The 22,816-nt window shown below is 38.2% G+C and carries 20 protein-coding genes and 1 pseudogene; 1 reads left to right on the forward strand and 20 read right to left on the reverse strand.

Going from position 1 to position 22,816, the window contains the following annotated elements:
- Positions 1-74: 74 nt before the first annotated feature.
- The 8 genes from pgl to W908_RS05035 form a co-directional block, all read right to left on the reverse strand.
- The gene (gene pgl / locus W908_RS05000; RefSeq protein ID WP_053820187.1) at positions 75-794 is read right to left on the reverse strand and encodes a 6-phosphogluconolactonase; all 720 of its coding nucleotides are present in this window, start codon (positions 792-794) and stop codon (positions 75-77) included.
- On the reverse strand, positions 784-2,256 hold the full coding sequence (zwf, locus tag W908_RS05005) for a glucose-6-phosphate dehydrogenase (RefSeq protein WP_053820188.1): 1,473 nt from the start codon (positions 2,254-2,256) through the stop codon (positions 784-786). The genes pgl and zwf overlap by 11 nt, the downstream gene beginning before the upstream one ends.
- A 14-nt stretch (positions 2,257-2,270) precedes the next feature.
- Positions 2,271-3,701, reverse strand: a complete 1,431-nt coding sequence (gnd, locus tag W908_RS05010) for a decarboxylating NADP(+)-dependent phosphogluconate dehydrogenase (RefSeq protein WP_053820189.1) — start codon at positions 3,699-3,701, stop codon at positions 2,271-2,273.
- Between the two features lie 31 nt (positions 3,702-3,732).
- Positions 3,733-4,593 (reverse strand): aldo/keto reductase, encoded by an 861-nt coding sequence (locus W908_RS05015; RefSeq protein WP_053820190.1) that lies wholly within the window; start codon positions 4,591-4,593, stop codon positions 3,733-3,735.
- Between the two features lie 4 nt (positions 4,594-4,597).
- Positions 4,598-5,713 (reverse strand): ABC transporter ATP-binding protein, encoded by a 1,116-nt coding sequence (locus W908_RS05020; protein ID WP_053820191.1) that lies wholly within the window; start codon positions 5,711-5,713, stop codon positions 4,598-4,600.
- A gap of 33 nt (positions 5,714-5,746) precedes the next feature.
- Positions 5,747-6,619, reverse strand: a complete 873-nt coding sequence (locus W908_RS05025) for a carbohydrate ABC transporter permease (protein WP_053820192.1) — start codon at positions 6,617-6,619, stop codon at positions 5,747-5,749.
- Positions 6,616-7,491, reverse strand: coding sequence for a carbohydrate ABC transporter permease (locus tag W908_RS05030; protein WP_053820193.1), 876 nt, complete (start codon positions 7,489-7,491; stop codon positions 6,616-6,618). Before W908_RS05030 ends, W908_RS05025 begins: the two co-directional genes overlap by 4 nt.
- Before the next feature lie 103 nt (positions 7,492-7,594).
- The gene (locus tag W908_RS05035; RefSeq protein WP_053820194.1) at positions 7,595-8,842 is read right to left on the reverse strand and encodes an ABC transporter substrate-binding protein; all 1,248 of its coding nucleotides are present in this window, start codon (positions 8,840-8,842) and stop codon (positions 7,595-7,597) included.
- Between the two features lie 205 nt (positions 8,843-9,047).
- On the opposite strand from W908_RS05035, the gene W908_RS05040 reads away from it, so the two are divergent.
- Positions 9,048-10,283, forward strand: coding sequence for a YbiU family protein (locus W908_RS05040; RefSeq protein ID WP_053820195.1), 1,236 nt, complete (start codon positions 9,048-9,050; stop codon positions 10,281-10,283).
- On the opposite strand, the gene W908_RS05045 is transcribed toward W908_RS05040, so the two are convergent.
- The 12 genes and pseudogenes from W908_RS05045 to W908_RS05100 form a co-directional block, all read right to left on the reverse strand.
- Positions 10,249-10,635 carry a hypothetical protein gene (locus W908_RS05045; RefSeq protein ID WP_020027508.1) on the reverse strand — a complete coding sequence of 129 codons (387 nt, stop codon included), beginning with the start codon at positions 10,633-10,635 and terminating at the stop codon, positions 10,249-10,251. The two genes, W908_RS05040 and W908_RS05045, sit on opposite strands and share 35 nt — an antisense overlap.
- Positions 10,636-10,692: 57 nt before the next feature.
- Positions 10,693-11,883: an AGE family epimerase/isomerase gene (locus W908_RS05050; protein WP_053820196.1), complete on the reverse strand. Its 1,191-nt coding sequence runs from the start codon at positions 11,881-11,883 to the stop codon at positions 10,693-10,695.
- Positions 11,883-13,325: an ATP-binding protein gene (locus W908_RS05055; RefSeq protein ID WP_236849120.1), complete on the reverse strand. Its 1,443-nt coding sequence runs from the start codon at positions 13,323-13,325 to the stop codon at positions 11,883-11,885. Before W908_RS05055 ends, W908_RS05050 begins: the two co-directional genes overlap by 1 nt.
- 53 nt (positions 13,326-13,378) lie before the next feature.
- Positions 13,379-14,044, reverse strand: coding sequence for a response regulator transcription factor (locus W908_RS05060; RefSeq protein WP_053820198.1), 666 nt, complete (start codon positions 14,042-14,044; stop codon positions 13,379-13,381).
- 115 nt (positions 14,045-14,159) lie between these two features.
- The gene (locus tag W908_RS05065; RefSeq protein WP_236849121.1) at positions 14,160-14,444 is read right to left on the reverse strand and encodes a hypothetical protein; all 285 of its coding nucleotides are present in this window, start codon (positions 14,442-14,444) and stop codon (positions 14,160-14,162) included.
- A gap of 74 nt (positions 14,445-14,518) precedes the next feature.
- Entirely contained in the window at positions 14,519-15,799 is a 1,281-nt protein-coding gene (locus W908_RS05070; protein WP_053820200.1) for a Y-family DNA polymerase, read from the reverse strand.
- Positions 15,792-16,373 (reverse strand): LexA family protein, encoded by a 582-nt coding sequence (locus tag W908_RS05075; RefSeq protein WP_053820201.1) that lies wholly within the window; start codon positions 16,371-16,373, stop codon positions 15,792-15,794. The genes W908_RS05070 and W908_RS05075 overlap by 8 nt, the downstream gene beginning before the upstream one ends.
- A gap of 82 nt (positions 16,374-16,455) precedes the next feature.
- Positions 16,456-17,820: an 8-oxoguanine deaminase gene (locus tag W908_RS05080; RefSeq protein WP_053820202.1), complete on the reverse strand. Its 1,365-nt coding sequence runs from the start codon at positions 17,818-17,820 to the stop codon at positions 16,456-16,458.
- A gap of 45 nt (positions 17,821-17,865) precedes the next feature.
- On the reverse strand, positions 17,866-18,882 hold the full coding sequence (locus tag W908_RS05085; RefSeq protein ID WP_053820203.1) for an ABC transporter ATP-binding protein: 1,017 nt from the start codon (positions 18,880-18,882) through the stop codon (positions 17,866-17,868).
- Positions 18,883-18,885: 3 nt separating this feature from the next.
- Positions 18,886-19,560 (reverse strand): annotated as a pseudogene (locus W908_RS08960) (carbohydrate ABC transporter permease); the annotation flags it as partial.
- A 755-nt stretch (positions 19,561-20,315) separates the two neighbouring features.
- The gene (locus W908_RS05095; RefSeq protein ID WP_053820204.1) at positions 20,316-21,371 is read right to left on the reverse strand and encodes a carbohydrate ABC transporter permease; all 1,056 of its coding nucleotides are present in this window, start codon (positions 21,369-21,371) and stop codon (positions 20,316-20,318) included.
- 84 nt (positions 21,372-21,455) lie between these two features.
- Positions 21,456-22,706, reverse strand: coding sequence for an ABC transporter substrate-binding protein (locus W908_RS05100; protein ID WP_053820205.1), 1,251 nt, complete (start codon positions 22,704-22,706; stop codon positions 21,456-21,458).
- Positions 22,707-22,816 lie beyond the last annotated feature (110 nt).

A 22,816-nucleotide genomic window follows, 5' to 3' on the forward strand; every position in this document is an offset into this window, starting at 1 on the left:
CTTTAATTTTGAATAATTTAAGACAATATTATCCCTAGCTTTGAAAACTTTACATCAAATAATTATTAATTGATTTATGGACTCCAGTAAATATCAAGTCCGTCATCAAGGAATACGTAGATTGGCATTTTGTAAACATCCTTTAAATCCATCGCCTTTTCAAGCGCATGGAGCTTCGTAGATCCATTCAGATGAAGAAAAACTTTTTTTGCATCCATAATAGCTCTTGCAGTCATTCCTAGACGCTCATATGGGGCCGATGTTGGCGTCGTTGCCACTAAACAGTCATTATTATCTAAATCCATTGCAGATCTGATCTCCTCTGAGCATGGAAATAAAGAGGCTGTGTGGCCATCTGTACCCAAACCAAGAACCACGATATCAAAGGGCAATGTAAAACTTTTTAGCGCCTCTTCACTGGATATTTGGCCCTCTTTAGCAGTTGAAGCATTATTTTTTAAAGGAACAAAATTAACATTGACCGCTTTATTTTTGATTAGGTGTGATTTTACTAATAGCTCGTTGCTATCTTTATGATCTGATTCAACCCAGCGATCATCCACTAAAGTTAAATCAACCTTGCTCCAATCTAAGTCTAGATGGGAGAGCGCCTCAAATAGCGGTATTGGGGTACTTCCACCAGAAACCGCCATACTAGCTCTACCTCTTTTTTTAATGGTTTCAAGCAAAACCTCTCTGATATTTTGACTTAAATCAATAGCCAGAGATTCACTGTTATTTGTACTGTAAAAGCCCACATGCTCAGGCAGATAATATGTTTTGCTACTCCTCATACCATTGATATCCGTTATTTGTTATGAGCGCTTCACTCTCCCTTGGGCCATTACTTCCTGCCTTGTAATAGAAGAGCTCTTGGTTTGAATTTTTGAAAGCATCTAAGGTTTCATCACACCACTTCCATGCAAGCTCCACCTCTTCTCGACAAAGAAATAAGCTTTGATTACCATTCAAAATGTCCATTAGAAGACTCTGGTATCCGCTCGGAATATTAAGCAATTGTTGCGTTTTAATAAAATCTAAACTCATTGGATCTGACCTAATAATCGAATGCTTGTCAACGCCATGCGGCTTAGTAAAAACTTGGAGAGAGATACTTTCAGTTGGATGAAGACTAATAATTAAAGTATTACCATTGAGGCTCTCTTTATTCTCATTAAAAATGTAGTGCCCATCTGACTTAAAGTGGATGACAATCTGGGTCGTCTTTGTTTCCATCCTTTTACCAGTCCTTAGATAGAAAGGGACGCCTGACCAGCGCCAGTTTTGTATCTCAGTTTTAATAGAAACAAAGGTTTCTGTTTTGCTATCTGGTCTGGCCCCTTCTTCATTGACGTATCCAGGTTTGTAAACGCCATCAACCTCACCATCAGTGTATTGGCCAGAGACGAAGCTAGAGGCAATACTTTCCTCATCGAGTGATTTTAGCGCCTCTAAAACCTTAACCTTTTCAGAACGAATACTCTGGTCATCGAGCCTATTCGGTGGCTCCATCGCGATCAAACAAAGCAGCTGCAACAGGTGACTCTGAACCATATCCCTTAACTGACCCATGCCATCGAAATACCCCCAACGATCCTCAATGCCAACTGATTCTGCTGAAGTTATTTCTACATACTCAACCCCTTTACTATTCCATTGACTAGAGAATAGTGAGTTTGCGAACCTCAGTGTAATTAAATTTTGGACTGTCTCCTTACCTAAATAATGATCTATTCGATAGATTTGAGACTCATCGAAATGCTTAATAAGCTTCTCATTAATCTCCTGTGATGACTCAAGATCATATCCAATAGGCTTTTCTACGACGATGCGGCACTCTTTAGTGACAAGACCTGCACCTGATAGGCCGTCACAAACTGATTCAAAGAGACGTGGAGATATAGCCAAATAGTGCGCCATTGGCATATTCCAATCCTGAACTTTAAGCTTTAATTTTTGATAGCTGTTTGGGTTTTGAAGGTCACAGCTGCAATAGCTAAAACGATCTATTAGAGTTGAAACAATTTTTTGATCTAGATACTCTGAAGGGACATAGGTTTCTAGTGACTTTTTAAGAGTATTTTTTAATTCAGAGTCAGAGATTTCTTTCCTACCAACACCCAAAATTTGCAATGAATCACTGAGCATACTGTCTCTTTCAAGGTAGTACCAGGCAGGTATTAATTTACGAACTGATAAGTCTCCAAGGACTCCATAAAGGACAAAGCTATCAATTATTTTTAAAGATTCTATCATCCTAAAGCTAGCCCTTAATCAGTGTTTTGAATCCACTCTGTATGAAAAAACTCACCATTTTTACCATCTAAACGTTCATAGGTGTGAGCCCCAAAATAGTCTCTTTGCGCCTGAAGAAGGTTTGCAGGAAGTCTTTCACTTCTATAGCCATCAAAATAAGAGAGTGACGAGCTCATTGCTGGAACAGGAACCCCATTAGAAATGGCAACAGCAATGATTCTTCTCCAACCATCCTGAGATTGATTAATTTTGTCCTTAAAGAATGGGTCAAGCAATAAATTCTTAAGATCAGGATTGTTATCGTATGCATCTTTAATTTTTGTTAGGAATACCGATCTGATAATGCATCCACCTCTCCACACCATTGCAATTGCACCATAATTCAAATTCCAATTGAACGCTTTAGCTGCATCTGAAAGGAGCGTATAGCCCTGAGCATATGAAACCATTTTTGAGGCATACAAAGCATCATGAATATCTTTTAATGCTTGGGCTTTATCTCCACTAAAGCAAACTCTTGGACCGCTTAGCTGGCTTGATGCCTCTACCCTCTCCTCTTTAATTGAAGACAAGTATCGTGAAAAAACTGCCTCACCAATAAGAGTTAAGGGTGAGCCAAGATCTAAGGCAACTGACGCTGTCCATTTACCCGTCCCCTTTTGACCAGCCGTATCAAGAATGTTGTCTACTAAATAACTGCCATCCTCTTCTTTAAATTTAAGTATGTCCGCTGTAATTTCGATGAGGTAGCTATTAAGCTCTCCCTCATTCCACTCTTTAAAGGTTTGATGCATTTCATCATTGCTCATTCCTAATACATCTTTCATAAGTTGATAGGCTTCACAAATGAGCTGCATATCTCCATACTCAATGCCGTTATGCACCATTTTCACAAAGTGCCCTGAGCCGCCTTCACCAATCCATTTGCAGCAAGGCTCGTTATCACCTGCTTTTGCAGAAATTTCTTGAAAGATACGCTTGACCTCGGGCCACGCAGAAATTGAGCCTCCTGGCATAATAGAGGGCCCTTTTAGTGCACCCTCTTCACCGCCAGACACTCCAGCACCAATAAAATGAAAACCTTTGGCCTCTAACTCCTCAGTCCTCCTGGATGTATCTGGATAGTGAGAGTTACCTCCATCAATAATAATGTCACCCTGATCTAACAAGGGGACTAGCTTTTGAATGTATTCATCAACGACAGTTCCAGCAACAACCATCAACATAATCTTTCTAGGTTTTTTGATAGATTTTACAAACTCATCAAGATTCTCAAAACCATAGAGCTTATTGTTTAATGATCTATTTTTGACTAGTTTATGTATTTGAGGCGATGTTCGGTTATGAATAGACACAGAAAAGCCATTGCTTTCGATATTTAAAGCGAGACTTGATCCCATTACACCAAGGCCAATTAAGCCAATATCTGTATCAATATTTTCCATAATTTTCTTTATCTACAATAGCTTAAAAAGTCTAATCAAAAGGATACTCAAGCTCATTAACTTCTAGATTAGGAACGAGTCGTTGGTTTCTAGCAAGGTTATATATTTTAAGCATATCTTTGCTCTCAATCTCAAAATCAAAAATATCAATATTTTCTCTTAATCTATATGAATTAGCAGTTTTGGGAATAGATACTGAATTTTGTTGATACATCCATCTTAGCGTAATTTGCGCTGGTGTTTTTGAGTACTTTTCAGCCAAATCAATAATGACGTCATGTCTTGCAACATCACCTCTACAAATTGGACAATAAGCCACAGGAATAATATCCAAGTCTTGCATAACTTCTAACAATTTGGCTTGAGACAAAAAAGGATGATATTCAACCTGATTGCAAAAGATGTCTTTAAAGCCAAGATTAATACATTCATTTAGCAGTTTTGAGTTGAAGTTTGCAACACCCACCTCTTTAACTTTCTTTGCATCTTTAAGCTTGTACAAAATTTCTAACATATCTCCTAAGTTAGTTTCAAACCTTGGCCAATGAATAAGCAGAAGATCTACATAATCAGTTTGCAAATTCTTCAGGCTATTTTCAAGACTTTTAGAAATATCTTTATTTTTTAAAGTGGTAACTTTTCGTTTTGATGGCGTCCAACCTATAGTATTAATTTTAGTAGCTAAAAAAATATCTTCTCTTCTTACTCCAGAATTAATAATTGCAGAACCAACTTCAGATTCATTTTCATACATAGCCGCACCATCTATATGGCGGTAACCAATCTCTAACGCTTCAGTCACGACTCTTAAACAGTCGCTCCCATTTAATTCCCACGTACCAAGACCAATTGAAGGAATTGTTGAACCTGATTTAGTAAAGCTGATGCTCATATCGTTATCTAATTCGCTCCTCAGTATCAATATTAAAAAAGACCGCCTGAGATAAATTAAATGTTAATTTAACTTTTTCACCAGCAGCTACAATAGAGTTTCCATTAAGCCTTGTAACAACTTGCTTTCCTCCAAATTCAACTATAGCATATGTATCTGAGCCAGCTGGCTCCACAACATCAATTTCAACTTCCTTTTCAACCAACTTTTTATTTGTTTTTTTACCTGATAACTCGAGGTCATTAATAGACTCAGGTCGAATTCCAAATACAACAGTTTTATTAATATAATTCTCTAAACCTTTGACGTCGTCAATAGGTAATGAAATAACATCACCTTTATTGTTTTTCATTTCAAACTCAATATCTTTATTCTTCATAACCACATTACCTTCAATAAGGTTCATTGCAGGTGCGCCCATAAAATTTGCAACAAACATATTGCTAGGGTTGTTATATATTTCATAAGGAGTATCAAATTGTTGAATGCAGCCATCTTTAAGTACCGCAATCTTAGTTGCCAAAGTCATGGCCTCAACTTGATCATGAGTAACATAAATAATTGTTGAGCCGAGTCTTTGATGAAGGCGCTTTATTTCGGTTCTCATATCAATACGAAGTTTCGCATCTAAGTTTGATAAGGGCTCATCAAATAAAAAAACTTCTGGCTCACGGACAATAGCTCGACCCATCGCAACTCTTTGCCTTTGACCGCCTGACAATTGACCAGGCTTACGGTTCAATAATTCACTAATTTGAAGAGTCTCAGCAACCTTATTTATTGAAATTTCGCGTTCATTTTTATCAATTCCTTTCATCTCCATTCCAAAGCCTATATTCTGAGATACGGTCATATTTGGATATAAAGCATAAGATTGAAACACCATGGCAATGTTTCGTTTTGAGGGGTGAAGCCCAGCAACAGAATTTTTTCCTATTTCTATATCGCCACTTGTAATCTCTTCCAGCCCTGCAATTGTATTAAGCAAGGTGGACTTTCCACAACCTGATGGCCCAACTAAAACTAAAAAGCCACCATCCTCTATATGAAGATTTATCCCTTTTAAGACTTCAACAGAACCATAACTTTTATATAAATCAGAAATTGTTACTTTTGCCATTTCCTTTCCTTCAAGCAATAATTATAAATAAAATTAACCTTTGACAGCGCCAGCCATCAAGCCTCTTACAAAATATCGTCCAGAAACGATATAAACAACCAGTGTTGGGAGCGCAGCAAGAATTGCCCCTGCAAAATGCACATTGTATTCCTTCACACCAGTTGACGAATTAACAAGATTATTGAGCGCTACAGTAATTGGTGTGGAATCAAAATCAGCGAATGAAGCGCCAAATAAAAAATCATTCCAGATATTAGTAAATTGCCATATCACACTGACCACAATAATTGGACCAGAGCTCGGTAGTAAAACACGCCAAAAAATTCTGAAGAAGCCAGCTCCATCGATTTGTGCTGCTTTAATAATCTCTGTTGGAAAAGCGGCATAGTAATTTCTAAAAAATAAAGTGGTAAAGCCAACTCCATACACTAAATGAACTAAAACTAATCCAGAGGTGGTTCCAGCCAAACCAAATACGCCTAATAATTTTGCCATGGGTATTAATACAATCTGAAAAGGAATAAAACATGACAATAATAACAATCCAAAAACAACGCCGTGGCCTTTAAACTGCCACTTAGTAAGAACATAACCGTTTAGTGAGCCAAGCACTGTAGACAGCAATACTGCAGGCACAACCATGCTAATTGAATTCCAAAAATAAGGCCTCAGCCCACTTGGATCTACACCAATTTGAGCGCTTGACCAAGCGGCTCTCCAAGGATCCAAAGTCCACACTGAAGGAAGATACAACATTCCACCCCCTCTTATCTCCTCTAAAGGTTTTAAAGAATTTACGAGCATCACATACAAAGGGAGCAAGTAATAAATTGCAAAAATAATTAACACAATGTAAATCAAGATGCGCGAAAACTTAATATTATTAGTCACAAAATTTCTACTCATGATTGCTTCTCACTTCTTAACTCGCTATATAAGTAAGGAATAATGATTGAAAAAATCATAAGTAGCATAATAATTGCTGAGGTAGCACCAACCCCCATTTGATTCCTGGAAAATGTGTATGAATACATAAAGGTTGCTGGAACTTCAGTAGCTCTTCCAGGGCCTCCATTTGTTAATGCAATAACTAGGTCATAAGCCTTAATTGAGAGGTGTGCTAAAATCACAAATGCAGACAGAAAAGCTGGCCTCAACATTGGGATAATTATCCTTCTATAGATTCGAAAACCTGATGCACCATCAATTTGTGCTGCCTTCATAATTTCACCATCAATTCCACGAAGACCAGCAAGAAACATCGCCATAACAAAACCAGAGCTTTGCCATACAGCAGCAATAACTACAGTGTAGATTGCAAAGGTTCGGTCTTTTATCCAGCCAAATTCAAAACTTTCCCAGCCCCATTGATGCATAATATGTTCAAGCCCAATACCAGGATCTAAAAACCATTTCCATGCTGTTCCGGTGACAATAAAAGAGAGCGCCATCGGATAAAGAAAAATTGGCCTAAGAAAGCCCTCAGCTCGAATTTTTTGGTCCAGTAAAATTGCCAAAAGCAGACCAATTACTGTACAAAATAAAATATATAAAATTGCAAAAATTGCTAAATTATTAACTGCAATCTTCCAGTGCCTTAAGCCAAAAAGTTTTGTGTAGTTCCCCCAGCCCATAAATTCATATGTTGGAAGCATGCGGGAGTCTGTAAGAGATAAGTAACCTGTGTAGATAATGAAACCATACACAAAGACAAGAATAAGAAAGAAACTTGGCGCTAGAACAATTCTAGGAAGTAAAAGCTGAAGGTAATTTTTCATTTATTACAATTCTAATTAAAAAAATAGTTGGCGAACTATTAATTCGCCAACTATAAAAAACAAACTTAATAAAATCTATAGTAAATTTAGATAATATTTAAATTTATCTTGCTGCTGCGACTGCTGCAACCATTTCTTCTGCAGCTTCTTCAGCTGAGAACTCACCATTAAAGTGAGCTGAAACTACATCAACAATAGCTGATTGGATTGCAGGTCGAACAGTATGGCCATGAGCCATTGAACCGAACAAGCTTCCAGCTGCATTAGCTGCTGCTAGATCTGCCATTCCTTTCTTACCACAATGATCAAACATCATGTCAGGAACGTCTGTACGTGCAGGAACTGAACCTTTAACAACGTTGAACGCTGATTGGAAAACAGGATTCATAACAGAAGAAGCCATAGCCTCTTGTGCAGCTGAACTTCCAGAACCACTGAACATAGCAAACTGGTCAGAGTTGAAAGTTACAGAACCTTGAGTTCCTGGGAAACGAACACATACGAAATCAGAACCAGGTTTTTGTCCAGCCTTAAGGAATTCACCTTTAGCCCAGTCACCCATCATTTGCATACCAGCTTCGCCATTAATAACCATAGCTGAAGCTAGGTTCCAGTCGCGACCTGAGAAGTTATCGTCAACATATGAACGCAATGTTGCCATTCTGTTGAAAGCTTCTACCATTAATGGACCACCAAGAGCGTCTTCATTTAAATCAATCAAAGCTGATTTATAGAAGCCATTTCCAAGACTTAGCGCAACACCATCAAAGATTGTTGCATCTTGCCATGCTTGACCACCGTGAGCTAATGGAGTAATACCATTTGCTTTCATTGCATCAAGAACAGAAACTAACTCTTCCCAAGTGCTTGGCGCATTTCCACCAGTAGCATCTAGAGCAGATTTACTAATCCAAACCCAGTTAGTAGAGTGAACATTTACTGGAGCCGCTACCCAGTCACCATTATGCTTAGAAAAAGCTTGAAGTGCTGAAGGAACTACTGCGTCCCAACCTTCTGATGCAGCTAGGTCATTTAGGTTAGCTAGTTTGCCTTGATCGCCCCAATCTTGTATTGCGTATCCAAGCATTTGAACAGCAGTTGGCGCATTACCAGCAGTAACACGAGCCTTAAGCGTAGTCATAGCAGCATCACCGCCACCACCAGCTATAGGCATATCTTTCCAACCAATTCCTTTGCCTTCTAGATCATCCTTTAATACGCCAACAGCAGCAGCTTCACCACCTGAAGTCCACCAATGGAGGAAGTCAACGTCGTCAGCAAATGCTTGAGATGCACTAAAAGAAAGAACTAAACTGGCTGCTACACTTTTTACAAAGTATTTGTTTACCATTTTTTTATCTCCTTAATTAATAAAAACTACTTAAAGTATTGATTTAATACAATAAATAAACCATAGTTGCTAAATAAACTTTAGAACTAGAAATGCATCATAATTAACAATAATTTAGGTGTCAATCGATTGACACAATTTGTAATACTTTGTAACAACTTTAAATTGAGAGTTTGCAAAAAATTTAGATATACTATTTAACATTATGGAAAAACTTCAACAAATTCAACAGTCAATAATTACTTCTAAAGAGCTTCTTAGGACTCACTTTAATGTTAAAAAAAGCTTTGATCTTGCCCAATCAAACACAAAAAAAGAAGTCGATAATATTCTTGAAATGCAACATAAAGAAATTCCAGTAATTCCAGAAATTGATTACAAATCAATAGTTAACGGCAAGGTTTCTTTTGATGAAATTGCCAATATAAAAAGAAGAGGCGCTTTAATTATAAGAAATGTATTTGATGACCAGCAAGCTAGCGAATGGAATGATGAAGTTGGTGATTATATTTTAAGTAATGACTACTTTACTAAATCAGTTGAGAGAGAGGGTATGGATCAGTATTTTTCTCAATTAAAATCTGGCGCTCCTCAAATTTTTGGAATATATTGGTCAAGACCTCAAATGCTTGCAAGACAATCTCAGTCGATGGCTAATACCAAGAGATTTTTAAACTCAATGTGGAACGTTTCAAGCCCACATGGTGATGAGTTTGATCCTAACAATGATTTCATTTATGCAGATAGAATTCGTCGAAGAGAGCCAGGTGATGAGACGCTTGGACTATCGCCACACATTGATGGAGGGTCTTTTGAGCGCTGGACTGATCCTGCCTTTCAAAAAGTCTATGGCTCTGTCTTTAATGGCGACTTAAAATCATACGACCCATGGAATGCGGCCCATAGAACCCACACAAAAGAATACAAATCACCAGCTGTTTGTTCAATGTTTCGAACATTTCAAGGTTGGACAGCATTAACAGCACAAGGCCCTTCAGATGGAACACTCTCCCTTATTCCAATTGCAAACAGCATGAGCTACCTTCTTCTTCGTGCACTGCAGGATGATATTGCGCCAGATAGTCTTTGTGATGCAACACCTGGTAGACCTTTATTAATCTCTTCTGATTATCACCAAGATCTTCTTGATGGAATAGTTACAATACAAGATGTCAATCCCGGAGATACTGTATGGTGGCATCCTGATTTAACTCATGCGGTTGCTGATAAACACACTGGTAAAGATTACTCTAATGTAATGTTTATTGGCTCATCTCCACAATGTAAAAAAAATCTAGACTATGCAAAACGCCAAACTCAAAACTTTATTCTAGGTAAGAGCCCCCCTGACTTTGCAGCTGAGGATTACGAGGTTGACTTTAACGGGAGATTTACTATTGAGGAGCTTAGTGACTTAGGTCAAAATCAAATGGCACTCTAGATGAGTGATGGTGTCTAATTGGTGAGTCAACAGACAAATCAATTAAAAAACTGTACCAAGACTCGTATTTTTCTTCACCCTTGCTTGGAAGACAAAAAACATAAGATCCAGTCATAAGATAGGCGTCTTCAGATATAACTTTTTTAATGGATTGACCAACATTGACTTCAATAGAAGCTTTACCCTCTATCGCAGCAACAAAGTAACCAGATATTTGCTCTTTCGATGAGAGTAATTTAGGAAGAAAGGTTGGCAATAGAGTACTATCTCTATGATACAAGCTAGTAATCCCCTCTAAATCTCCAGCATTGAAATAATCAGCCCATTTCTCAATTACATTCTCAGGTGTCATAAATAAAAAATTATAAAAATTATTTGAGTATTTTAAACTAGGAAGTCCTTTCTAAATTCAAATAGCATTCAAAGATTCGTAACAAGCCCCCATTGTATGGTAATCGGTTTTTCCAGCAGGACTTTTAAGGTCATCATACTTTTGATTACTTGAATCTAATATCCGAAACCAGGCACCATACTTTTGATCAATCATATGATTCCAGCTATATGTCCAAATTCGATCATACCACTTCCAATAATACTCATCATTCATTCGCTGGGCTAACAAAGCCGCAGCTGCAAGTGATTCAGCCTGAACCCAAAAATATTTATCTGAATCGCAAACATCACCATTCGGTGCAAAGCCATAAACTAAGCCGCCTGATTTTTCATCCCATCCCATTTCTACAGCATCGTCAAATAATTTTACAGCTCTGGGAATTAACCACTCTTCATCAATATACCTTTCAAGGATAACTAACAACTTAGCCCATTCAGTTAGGTGCCCTACCTGAAAGCCCCAAGGACGAAATAAGTCATCGGGCCGATCCTTATTGTAAGTCCAATCAATTTGCCAATTTGAGTCATAATGCTCCCATATTAATTCATCAGCTAGACTGGCTTGTTTATTACAGATATTATTTGCAATAAGATGTGCACGGTCCAAGTACTTTTGCTCATTGGTTGCCTCAAATGCCGAAATAAGAGCCTCACAAGAATGCATATTAGCGTTTTGCCCACGATATTTAGAAACGTTTGACCAGTCAGCAGATATTTCATCAGAATAAAGCTCATGTTCCTTTGACCAAAAATGTTTCTCCATCAACTCAAAGGTTTCATCAATATAATCTTTAGATTTTTCAATACCCGCTTTGTATGCAGTCGAATAGGCTAATAAAACAAATGCTAGACCATAACAGTAATTGGTTGAATCATCCGCCTCATTCCCTTTCATAGTCCATGCGTAGCCACCTGTTTCTTTATTCAGATGCGAATTTCTTAGATACTCTATTCCATGGAGTGCAGCATCAAGATAATCATTATTATCAAAGTGAATGGCTGCCATTGAGTAATTAAATATAAAACGTGTACTACTTACTAGGTGCCTTGTTTCAAAATCATAAATACTGCCATCATCTCGAAAATGTTGAAAAAAGCCGCCATCATTGTTATCTATGCAGTGCGGATGATAAAAAGCCATAATAGATTTAACATGCTCAATTAAAAACCCTTTACTTTTAAATTTAGGAAGACTCGGATTTGACATTAGACAGGAAAGTAAACCTCAACAATTAGTCCACCACCCTTTCTATCTTTTAGCTCAAGTTCGCCTCCATGAACATTAGCAATGTTTCGAGCAATACCCATCCCGAGTCCTGAGTGATTATCACTCAATTTAGTCTCAAGACGATAATAAGGCTTGAAAACTTTTTCCTTATTAGTATCACTTAGCCCAGGCCCCTTATCTTTAATTTGAATAAAGATTCCTGTCTTCTTTTTTTGACCAGTTACCTCAACTCCTTGACCATAAGTAAGGGCATTATTTATAAGGTTTGAAAAAAGACGTTCTAGCGCAACTGCGCGGCCCCTCATGTTAATTTTTCCATCAATATTTATTTTAATAGGCAGACCAAGAATCTCTTCTTTTTTTAAAATTGCCTCTAACATTTCAGTTAAATCGACATTTGAAGTATTTTCATGCTCAACTCCATCTGTCATTATTTGAAGACTACTTTTAACCATTGTTTCAAGGTAGTCTAAGTCACCAATCAAGTCTTCTTTTATAGAAGTATCATTAATTCCTTCAACTCTTAGTCTAGCTCTTGTTAGAGGAGTTTTAAGGTCATGAGATATAGCAGCAAAGGATCGCTCTCGATCAGCTACAAATTTTTGAATACGACGAGCCATTGAATTAAATGCACTAATTGTAGCAACCATTTCCTTTGATCCTGTTTCATCTAATTGTCTTGGAAATCGTCCTTTACCTAGCAAGTCGGCTTGATGGGCTAGTGATTGAAGTGGTGAAACCAGCCAACGAACAAATAAGAACGTAATCAAAAGCATTGTTAGTGAAACCAATGAGGAAGTAAAAATTCGCTCACCATTAATCCAGTCAAAACTGAGCAATAATTCGCCTTTTGGTATTATTGTTGCCAAATACATCCATTCATTTTGATTTTCTAATCTAAACTGGATGACAGCAAGTGGATTATCTAAGTTAGTTTGTTGAAGGCCTAGAGCATTCCAAATTGGCACTAAGGGTGACATTATAAAGCTATTCGTTAGTCCTTCTTGTGGAGCATTAGGAGTCATAATTTTTGTGTCACTAAATTTTACGAATTGAATATTTAAATCATCTACTTGGCCTATTTGTGAGAATAAAGTTTTTTCTAGATTATTACTTACTAACGCTGTAAATTCATTATTTGCAATAGGTTTTGAATTTATATAGTCTTTATTAAATGAAACAAAAAACTCAGCACCGAAGTCCAAGAATGTTCCACCATTTTGTCTAAGCTGACTAAGAGTCTCCTGTCTATATTGATTAGGGAGTTTTTCAAAGAAACCCACAGCTTGGGCAATGTTGTAACCTAGCTCTTGAGAAATTTCAGCCATTCTTTCTTTTTCAGAGGATTTTAGTTGTTCAACCCAAAGCCAAGTTCCCAAAAGTTGTGCTACAAGAATTCCGATGAACAACACTGAAGTCATTCGGGCAACAATAGTTTTAGGTATTAGTGCCGATAGAAAAAATAAATTATTTCTCAATTCTTCATCAAGAGGACGTACCCCTTGCCTCTTACACTTTGGATAATTTCACCATCAAAATGACTACTCAGCTTATGACGCAGACGACTCACAATTGTATCAATAGAGCGATCCAATGGATCCACCCTTCTTCCATGAAGCAATTCACCAATTTCATCTCTACTAAGTACCTTTCCAATTTGTTTGTGAAAAACGCAAAGCAAGTCAAACTCTGTGCCTGTTAGCTCAAGTTCTTTTCCATCAATAAATGCACTTCTTGCGGCATAATTCATAACAATATTATTATCAACATCCTCCTCTTTTATCTCTGAACGTCTCAAGAGCGCCTTTATTCTTGCAAGTAGCTCTCTTGGATTGAATGGCTTACCCATATAATCATCAGAACCTAACTCTAAGCCCAAGATACGATCAAGATCATCACTGGCAGCTGTCAACATAATAATGGGTATATTTGAGTTTTGGCGAACCCTTTTACAAACTTCAAGGCCGTCTATTCCAGGAAGACCAATGTCTAAAATAATTAAACTATATTTACTTTCGCCTTCTTTTAAAAAGGATTCGCCATCAGTAAAGGCATCAACCTCAAAGCTATTTTTTGTTAGATATTGATCCAACAATTTAAGAATTTCTGGATCATCATCAATGATTGCGAGTTGCTTCATTCTTAAATATTATCCAGTAAAAAAAGATTTATTATAGGCATAGAAAATATTTATGCAATTTTGAGAAAAAAAATGACCTCAACTGAGGTCATTTTTTTGTTTCATATAAAAAGCTTTACGCTAAGAAATATTCATCTATTTGGGTCATAACTGTTGTGGATGAAACATCTGCACCTCCCGCCTCTCTAATTTCAACAATATCAGCCCGCTCACCAAATGTTTTTACAAATGACGGGTCCTTCGCTTCAGCCAATACAAAAACAGCCGTTTCATCAGGGTTTGCTCCTGCCCAAATCATCTTTGCACCTTGCTCATTCATTTGAGGCTCCAGGCCTTTTGCCATCTCTGACCAAGTTTTCCAGCCTTTAGAAATATTTATCGTTACCAACATACGTATCATTTGATTTCTCCTTATTGCTTATTAAAATTACATTGTAGTATATTTTTTGATTTTTTTCAGTGTCATGCCGTGACTTAAATTACCAATAATTCAGTCCAGCTTGTCGTGTATCTATTTGACTTGAAGTCAGCCCTTGGTAGCCATCTATTGTTACCTAGCTCACTGGCGTATTTAATTGATTCATTGAATCTTTTATTGACACTTCTTATCGTATTCGATTTTTGGCGTGCCATGGTCTGAATCTGACTATTTTGAGTTATTGAAAATAGATCTTGCTGCTGATAATTTTTAGTGAGGTTTCCTAGCACTAAACCGCCCTTATAAAAGGAATGTCCAGGTTTATAAATCAGTCTTAGTATTTGGGCTACTAAAGGAATAATTTGAGACTGGTCTTGAATAGCTGTTGTCATTCCTACTGTTTTTGATAGGTGAAAACAAGGCTTATCTTTCTTATGAGGATTGGTATAGATGAAAACCGTAATAGTTGTCGTTGCTAACTGATGATTATTGAGCTTATTCACGGCCTTTCTGGTCAGGTTAGTCAAGGCTTGGTTTAGCTCATCAAAATCCTTCAAATCACAGCCAAAGGAGCGTGAAGAGACAATCTGTTGTCTGGCTGGAGGAATAGCCTCAATAGGAATACACGAGCTACCATAAAGCTCCTTATAAATCTTTTTCCCATTGACTCCCAAAAGAGTTTCAATTACACCAACGTCAGATTGATAAAAGTCATGGCTAGTATGAATACCAATACGATTTAATTTTTTAGCACTTTGCCTGCCTATACCCCATAAATCTCCAACCTCAACTGACTTCAACAGCTTGCAATATCTTTCATAGGATAAATCATCGATATCAAAAACACCATCAAATCGTGGGTACTTCTTAGCAATACGATTAGCAAGCTTTGCCAAAACTTTAGTACTCCCAACACCAACACATACCGGGATTCCCGTCCAGCTCTTAACGCGCCTTCTTAGAGAGTGCATGTGATCCATCAAGTTAAGTGGAAGCCTCATGAGATCTATAAAGCTTTCATCGATAGAGTAAACCTCTTGAACAGGTGAGTACTCTCCAATAACCTTCATCACTCTGGAGGACATGTCTCCATATAAAGGATAGTTTGAAGACTTCACCACTACGCCGTTTTGAGTAATTAAGTTTTTGAGTTTGAAGTAAGGCACCCCCATTTTGATACCTAATGCTTTTGCCTCATTAGAGCGTGCAATGATGCAGCCATCATTATTAGAGAGAACAACAATAGGCCTACCCTCTAACTTGGGTTCAAAGACTCTTTCACAGGAAGCATAAAAGTTATTACAATCAACCAGTGCAAACTTGGTTCGATTATTCATATTGGTGTATTACAGATGTCACAACACCCCATATAATGAGTTCGTCGTCACCACTAATTTTAATATCTTCAAAGTCAGGATTTTCAGCCTTAAGGGTTATGTTTCCCTTGTATTTATGTAGACGCTTCACAGTAAATTCACCGTCAACAACTGCGATTACTATTTTTCCACTTTTGGCCCCTAAAGATTTATCAACTATGAGGATATCGCCCTGCTGAATGCCGGCTCCTATCATCGAATCACCCTGAGCTTTAACAAAAAATGTAGCCTCTTTATGGTGAATAAGATGTGTATTTAGGTCGAGAGCATCTTCCAAGTGATCATCTGCTGGAGAGGGAAAACCTGCCTGAACGCGAGAAGTAAAAATTGGAATTGATAGCTCAGTAGGATTGTCCATAACTCCAAGAACTTCGACATCTGATTTAATTTGAGATTTGTATATTTCAATAACAGGATTAATAGAATCTACAAGACTAACAGGCACTCTAATGACTTTCGTTTCTTCTTTGAAACTACCTGAATTTTTTTTACGACCAGCGCCCTTTCGAGAGCCTCCATGAGTACTTTTATTCATTCAACTTGATTTATGTAACAATATTCAAGTTGGGATTATAAATTAACCTATATCGAAGGTCAATAGTTGATTTAAGATAAAACTATGCGTCAGATAATTGACGTAATTTTTTTGCTGCAGTGCTATGGCGATTGATCAATTCAGATTCATCTTTTCCAACAATACCACCATCAACAACTTTCCATTTTCCGGCTACCATAACCCTATCAGCTTTTTGTGCTCCGCACAGTAGTAAAGCAGCCAAAGAGTCATGGCTACCAGAGAATCTGAGCTCATCGAGCTTAAATAAGGCTAGGTCTGCCTGCTTTCCAACCGCAATTTCACCAATATCTGACCTTCCTAGAAGTGCAGCTGAACCTTTGGTAGCCCAGTTATAAGTCTTTTGATGTGTAATCTTTGAGGCGCCATAACGCAAGCGTTGCAAATACATTGCCTGCCTCAACTCAGCAATCATATTAGAGCCATCATTGGAGGCTGAACCATCAACACCAAGGCCAATAATAGATCCTGCATTTTCAAGCTCAAGACTATGACAAATACCAGAAGCTAGCATCATATTTGAAGTTGGACAGTGACAAATACCAACATTATTCTCACCTAACTTTTTAACCTCTTCTTGATTAAAGTGTATGCCATGAGCAAGCCAAGTTCGCCCAGACAACCAGCCGACACTCTCAAGATAGTCAACAGTCCGAAAACCAAATTTTTCTAAACAAAAATTTTCTTCATCTATCGTTTCTGCTAAATGAGTATGAAGACGAACATTCTGCTGCTCAGCAAGCTCAGCAGTCTCAATCATTAAATCAGTGCTTACTGAGAAGGGAGAGCATGGAGCAAGCGCAATTTGAGTCATTGATCCCTCGTTTGCATCATGGTAAGATTTGATGAGTCGCTCACTGTCAGATAGTATCTGTTCTTTAGTCTGAACGACAGATTGCGGCGGTAGACCGCCATCTTTTTCTCCAAGACTCATCGAGCCTCTAGTCAGAACGACGCGCATTCCTAGCTTTTGAGCTTCTTCTACTTGAATATCTATAGCATTTTCAAGCTGATCTGGAAAAAGGTAATGATGATCACTTGCAGTAGTGCATCCAGACAAAAGCAATTCAGACAGTGCTAACTCAGTTGAAACAGATAGCATTTCAGGCTGAATGTTTGCCCAAACCTTATATAGGCTCTTGAGCCATGGAAAAAGCTCCTTATTCAAAGCCTCAGGATAAGCTCTTGTTAGAGTTTGGTAGAAGTGATGATGAGTATTGATCAATCCAGGCAATAAGACGCTTGTACTTGCATCATAAGTTTCATCAATAGTCGCCTTGGGGGTCTGACCCATTTGTACTAATTCGATAATTTTTTGGCCTTGAACAACAACTCCACCTTCACAGTTCTCAGCAAAGACGTCTAAAGGATTTTTAATCCAAATAATAGGTTGATCACTCTTGACCATATAATTTATTGAAAACTAAATAAAGCGATAATACACAATCAAGAACTAAAGAGAAGCACCTTTTTCATTGAACCAGTGGGTGTCGCTTTGGCTGAATCCGACTTTGACAGACTCACCACCCTTAATCGTGGTTTGACTGTTTAATTTTATTGAGATTTCTTGCTTGTCAATCGTTTCACCATAAAGGTAACTATCAGACCCTAACTGTTCAACAGTCTTAACCTGAAGAGAAAGAGTATTTTCATCTTGAATTCTCAGATGCTCAGGCCTAATACCAAAAGTAGTAGCACCCTTTGGTGAAAGCTTTTTAATCTCTTCAGGCAGAGATGAGCAATCTAGAAAATTCATTTTTGGCGAGCCAATAAAGCCTGCTACAAATAGATTGGCTGGTTTATTATATAAATCTAAAGGGGAGCCAGTCTGTTCAATAATGCCATCATGCATGACCACAATTTTATCCGCCATTGTCATCGCTTCAACTTGGTCATGAGTCACATAAATCATTGTATTGCCGAGTCTTGCATGAAGCGCTTTGAGTTCAACGCGTGTGGCAACACGAAGCTCAGCATCAAGGTTAGATAATGGCTCATCGAAAAGATAAATCGATGGTTCTCTGACAATAGCTCTTCCAATTGCAACACGTTGTCTTTGACCTCCAGAAAGTTGCCCTGGTCTTCTTTTAAGGTAATCTTCCATTCTTAGCTGGTTGGCCGCTTTGTTGATCCTTTGCTCAATGTCATCTTTATCTAGCTTAAGATTTTCAAGTCCAAATGCAAGGTTTTGACGAACCGTCATATGAGGGTAAAGTGCGTATGACTGAAAAACCATAGCAAGCCCTCTTTTTGCTGCAGAGACATCGTTGACCCTTTCATCATTAATGAGGATTGACCCCTCAGTAATTGCCTCTAGACCAGCAATCATTCTTAAGAGTGTTGACTTACCGCAACCAGAGGGTCCCACAAGGACACAAAACTCACCATCTAAAACCTCCAGATCAAGCCCATGAATAACCTCTGTCTTTCCGTAAGATTTTTTAATGTCACGTAATTTAAGATTTGCCATAATTTATTTCATGCCTGTTGAGGCAATTCCTGTTGTAATATATTTTTGAAGAAAAACAAAGACCAGTGTTGTTGGTACCAAGCTTACCACCGTCATTGCAAGAGCATAATGCTCCCTCGCAAGATACTCTCCATTAAAGTCAAGCAAACAAAGCTGAATAGTGTAAGCGGCTTTTGTTGTTGAAACAGCTATCATAGGGAGGATGAGATCATTCCAACGCCATATAATAGAAAGAATTCCAAGCACAGCTATTGCAGGCAGTGCCAATGGAAATATAATTCGCCAATAAATTGTCCACTCACTAGCTGCATCCATTCTTGCAGCCTCCAAGAGTTCATCTGGAATCGTAAGCATATATTGCCTGAGCATAAAGACCCCAGTAGGTGTCGCTGCTCCCGGAATGATTACCCCCCAAAGAGAGCCAGAGAGACCTGTCATTGTTACCATTTTAAAAATACCCACAATGAGTACCGATGCAGGAACCATTAAAGTTGCCAAAATGATAACAAAAAAGATGACCTGTCCATTAAATCGATACTTAGATAAGGCGAAAGCTGCCATAGAGTTAATCAGCAGTGTTATCAAGGTTGCTACTATTGTAACGAAGACCGAATTATTGAGACACCTAACCGCATCAAAGCTTTTTAGGGCTTTTTTAGTTAAAGGATCCGTATAGTTGATCCAAGAAGGCTTTAAATTTTTGTTAATAATAATTTCATTTTGAGGAAGCTTGGTTATGCCTCCTTTGGGATTGGAGACAAGCCTTGCATTGACAGTGTCTTTGGTTGGGTTAATTCGGCTCACAGAGTACTCAACTAATTCTCCCGTTTGAGGATCCATCATGGACACCAAAATTTGCGCTGTAAATCCATTCGGTTTATAGGGCTTGAGTCCTAAATATTCAGATAACAACCTCGCATCCTCGTCAACAAGGCTGTCCACTATTGCTTGAGGATCATATTCCTTCTTAGCACTCGGAAACATGCTTGGGTACTTGATGAGCCAGTCAGGTAGGTTTTGGCTAAGAATTAAATCCTTAGCCATTACGGATACCAGTCCAAAGTGCGATCTTAAAGCGTAGTATTCATTTCCACTAAAATTTTTGATATAGTTGACAACGTCCTTTTCAGCTCTTTCGTCATCACTCAAATTTTTCCAAAACATGACCCATGGCTCGAGGTCTTTCATAATAAGAATATCTTTACCATCTGGCCCATAGGTTGTGGCTCTTGCAATACGCTCATAGTCCATTGGTAGAAAATTAGTATCATACTTTTGAAGTAAGAATTGTGACTTAACTGAGTTCATTACTAGCCACAAAACTGGCAAAAAGATGATCAAAAAGCCAAGAAATAAAAAACCATAAGAGATCCAGTCGGTCAGACTAGCTTTCTTTTTGCCCTGTCTACGAGTAAAAAATTTAATGACATCTGTCATAGCTTGACTTGTCTCCTAGTTAAGTAGAATTGAAGCAAAGAAAGAACGATTAATATCAGCGCAACAATTAGAGAAGCCATTGCCGCAATGCCTAGGCCAAAGAATGTTTTTTGGCCACGTATTCCGGCATTTTCAACAATATAAGAAACAAGTGAGATCCACCCAACTTGAAGCGCATAAAGCTCCTCAAATGCCTGAACCGCTTTAATGAGTGACAGTACTGTTACAACTAGTAAGATTGGCATTAATAAGGGCAGTGTAATGCGCCAAAAAACTCGCCTCTCTGAAGTCCCGTCCATTTGAGCAGCCTCATAAAGGTCTCTAGGAATTGACTGAAGTCCAGCCAACAAGATGAGCATATAAAAACCCATATGAGCCCATGTATAGACAAAGATTGACCAGAACATTGTCCAGTTTGGATCCATTAGCCACTGGATCGGCTCACTAATCCAGTTCCAGTCTATTAGTGTTTGAGACAACATGCCTTGCCTCTTCAGTATAAGAGTCCATAAAAATGCAACAACCACAGGGCTCAGCATGACTGGATAAAAAAATACAGCCCTCCAAAAACCCCTTCCAATAACCTCCCTATTGAGAACAATTGCAGTAAAAAGAGCTATGAGTATCATAATAGGCACTTGAAGTATCACAAACACAAATGTGTCATACAGCGCTGATTTGAATTTGGCATTCTCAACGTTAATACCGCCAGTATCAATTTGAATTTCCTGAGTAATTCTTGCCAGGTTATCAAGCCCTGAAAACGCTCTATTCTCAAAGTTGATACTTGTTCCATCGGTCACAGAAAAGCCAAAGTTCATGAACAATGGAAGAAACGTAAAGAGTCCAAATATGAGGATATTTGGAAATAAAAATAAGTAAGGAAGAGATTTAGTTCCAAACAGTTTTTGAGTAAACTCGATGGGCCAGCCAATACTTGACATAAGCTTTGGAATAAAGCCATAGACATCCTTTGCTAATATAAAACCCACCAAAAGATAGAGAGCAAAAAATAGAAACCAACTATTAAGATTTAAAACAGCGTCAAACATTATAAGGATTGAATTTTAAATAAAATTAAGGCCGCCTCAAGAGACGGCCTTAAAGTTTAGAACTTCAGTATAACTGAATAATAACTATTCAGCTATCTTTGCTGCTACGTCAGCATCAATCGCTGCCAAAGCGTCATCAAGGCTCATTTCACCAGTGATCGCTTTAGTTATGTAGTCAGGAACAATACCGTAAATGGCAAAGTTCTTATTGTAACCTTGGAACCAATAGGCTTGCGGAGTAGATTCTGCCGCTTTACCTGCATTTGCTGCAAAAGTAGACAGTCCAGCTGAAACTCTCTGGCTTACGCCTGAGTAATCAATTCCAGCTTTTTGAAGACCTTGGTGTGCAGTAATGTTTGAAGTATTAGATGCAAAGTAACCCGCTCTTCCAGCTTGTGACAAGAAGTCAATGAACGAAGCTGAAACTTCAGGCTCCTTAGTTGATTTAAATGCAACAACTCCAGAACCTCCTGGCATTGCTCCACAACCACCTGATCCACATGGAATAGGAACAACTTTCCACTCAAAGTCAGTGATGTTTGCATCATAGTTACCAAGCATCCAAGATCCTGACATGTGCATAGCTACCGTACCATCTAGGAAAAGAGGTGCTGCATTTTTATAAGCAGTACCGCCACCAGCAGGCCAGCCTTCAGCAGGCATTAAGCCTTCCTCATGCCATCCAACAAACGTTTCAGCAAAAGCTTTGAATCCATCATCAACTAAAATAGGAACGCCATTCTCATGGAATTTAGCGCCATAAGAAAAAGCTGGTCCAGCCCATCTGTGTGCTGTTCTATCCATTGCAAGTCCAGCTGTTAGGCCTAGTTCAGACTTGACAACTCTTAGAGCGTCAGCCCAGTCATCCCAGGTAGCGCCTTCTTCAGGCATATCAACACCAGCATCTTCAAACATCGTTACGTTTACATAAGGACCCGTAACTGTGAGCTGTGCTTGCCAGCCATAAATTCCGTTATCGCCAGATGGTTTTCTATACCATGGCAACGTTGCACCATAGTTTGTTTCCCATTTTCCAGCATCAACATAAGGCGTAAGATCAAGGTAATACTGATTCAATCCACCTAAATTAGTAACACGAGCAACGTCTGGAGCAGAGCCAGCTTCAAGTTGATTCTCAAGCTGATCTCTAACTACATCATAGCCCACTTTTTCAAAGTTAACTGTATTTCCAGTTGAGTTTTCCCAAACAGAAGACATCTCTTCCAAAACGTCACACTCATTAGCGTCCTGATAGCAAAGAAACTTAATTTCTGCTGCGTTAACACTAAACGAGGAGACGGCAAGAAACGATACCAACAAAATACTTTTTTTCATATCTCTCTCCAATTATTTATATAGACAAAAATTACAATATTTGTAATTTGTTTGTTTGATTAATCTCATATATAAAAAAGGAAAAGTTAAAAATATATAAAATTATTCAA

The organism is Candidatus Pseudothioglobus singularis PS1 (genome assembly GCF_001281385.1).
Lineage (GTDB): Bacteria > Pseudomonadota > Gammaproteobacteria > PS1 > Pseudothioglobaceae > Pseudothioglobus > Pseudothioglobus singularis.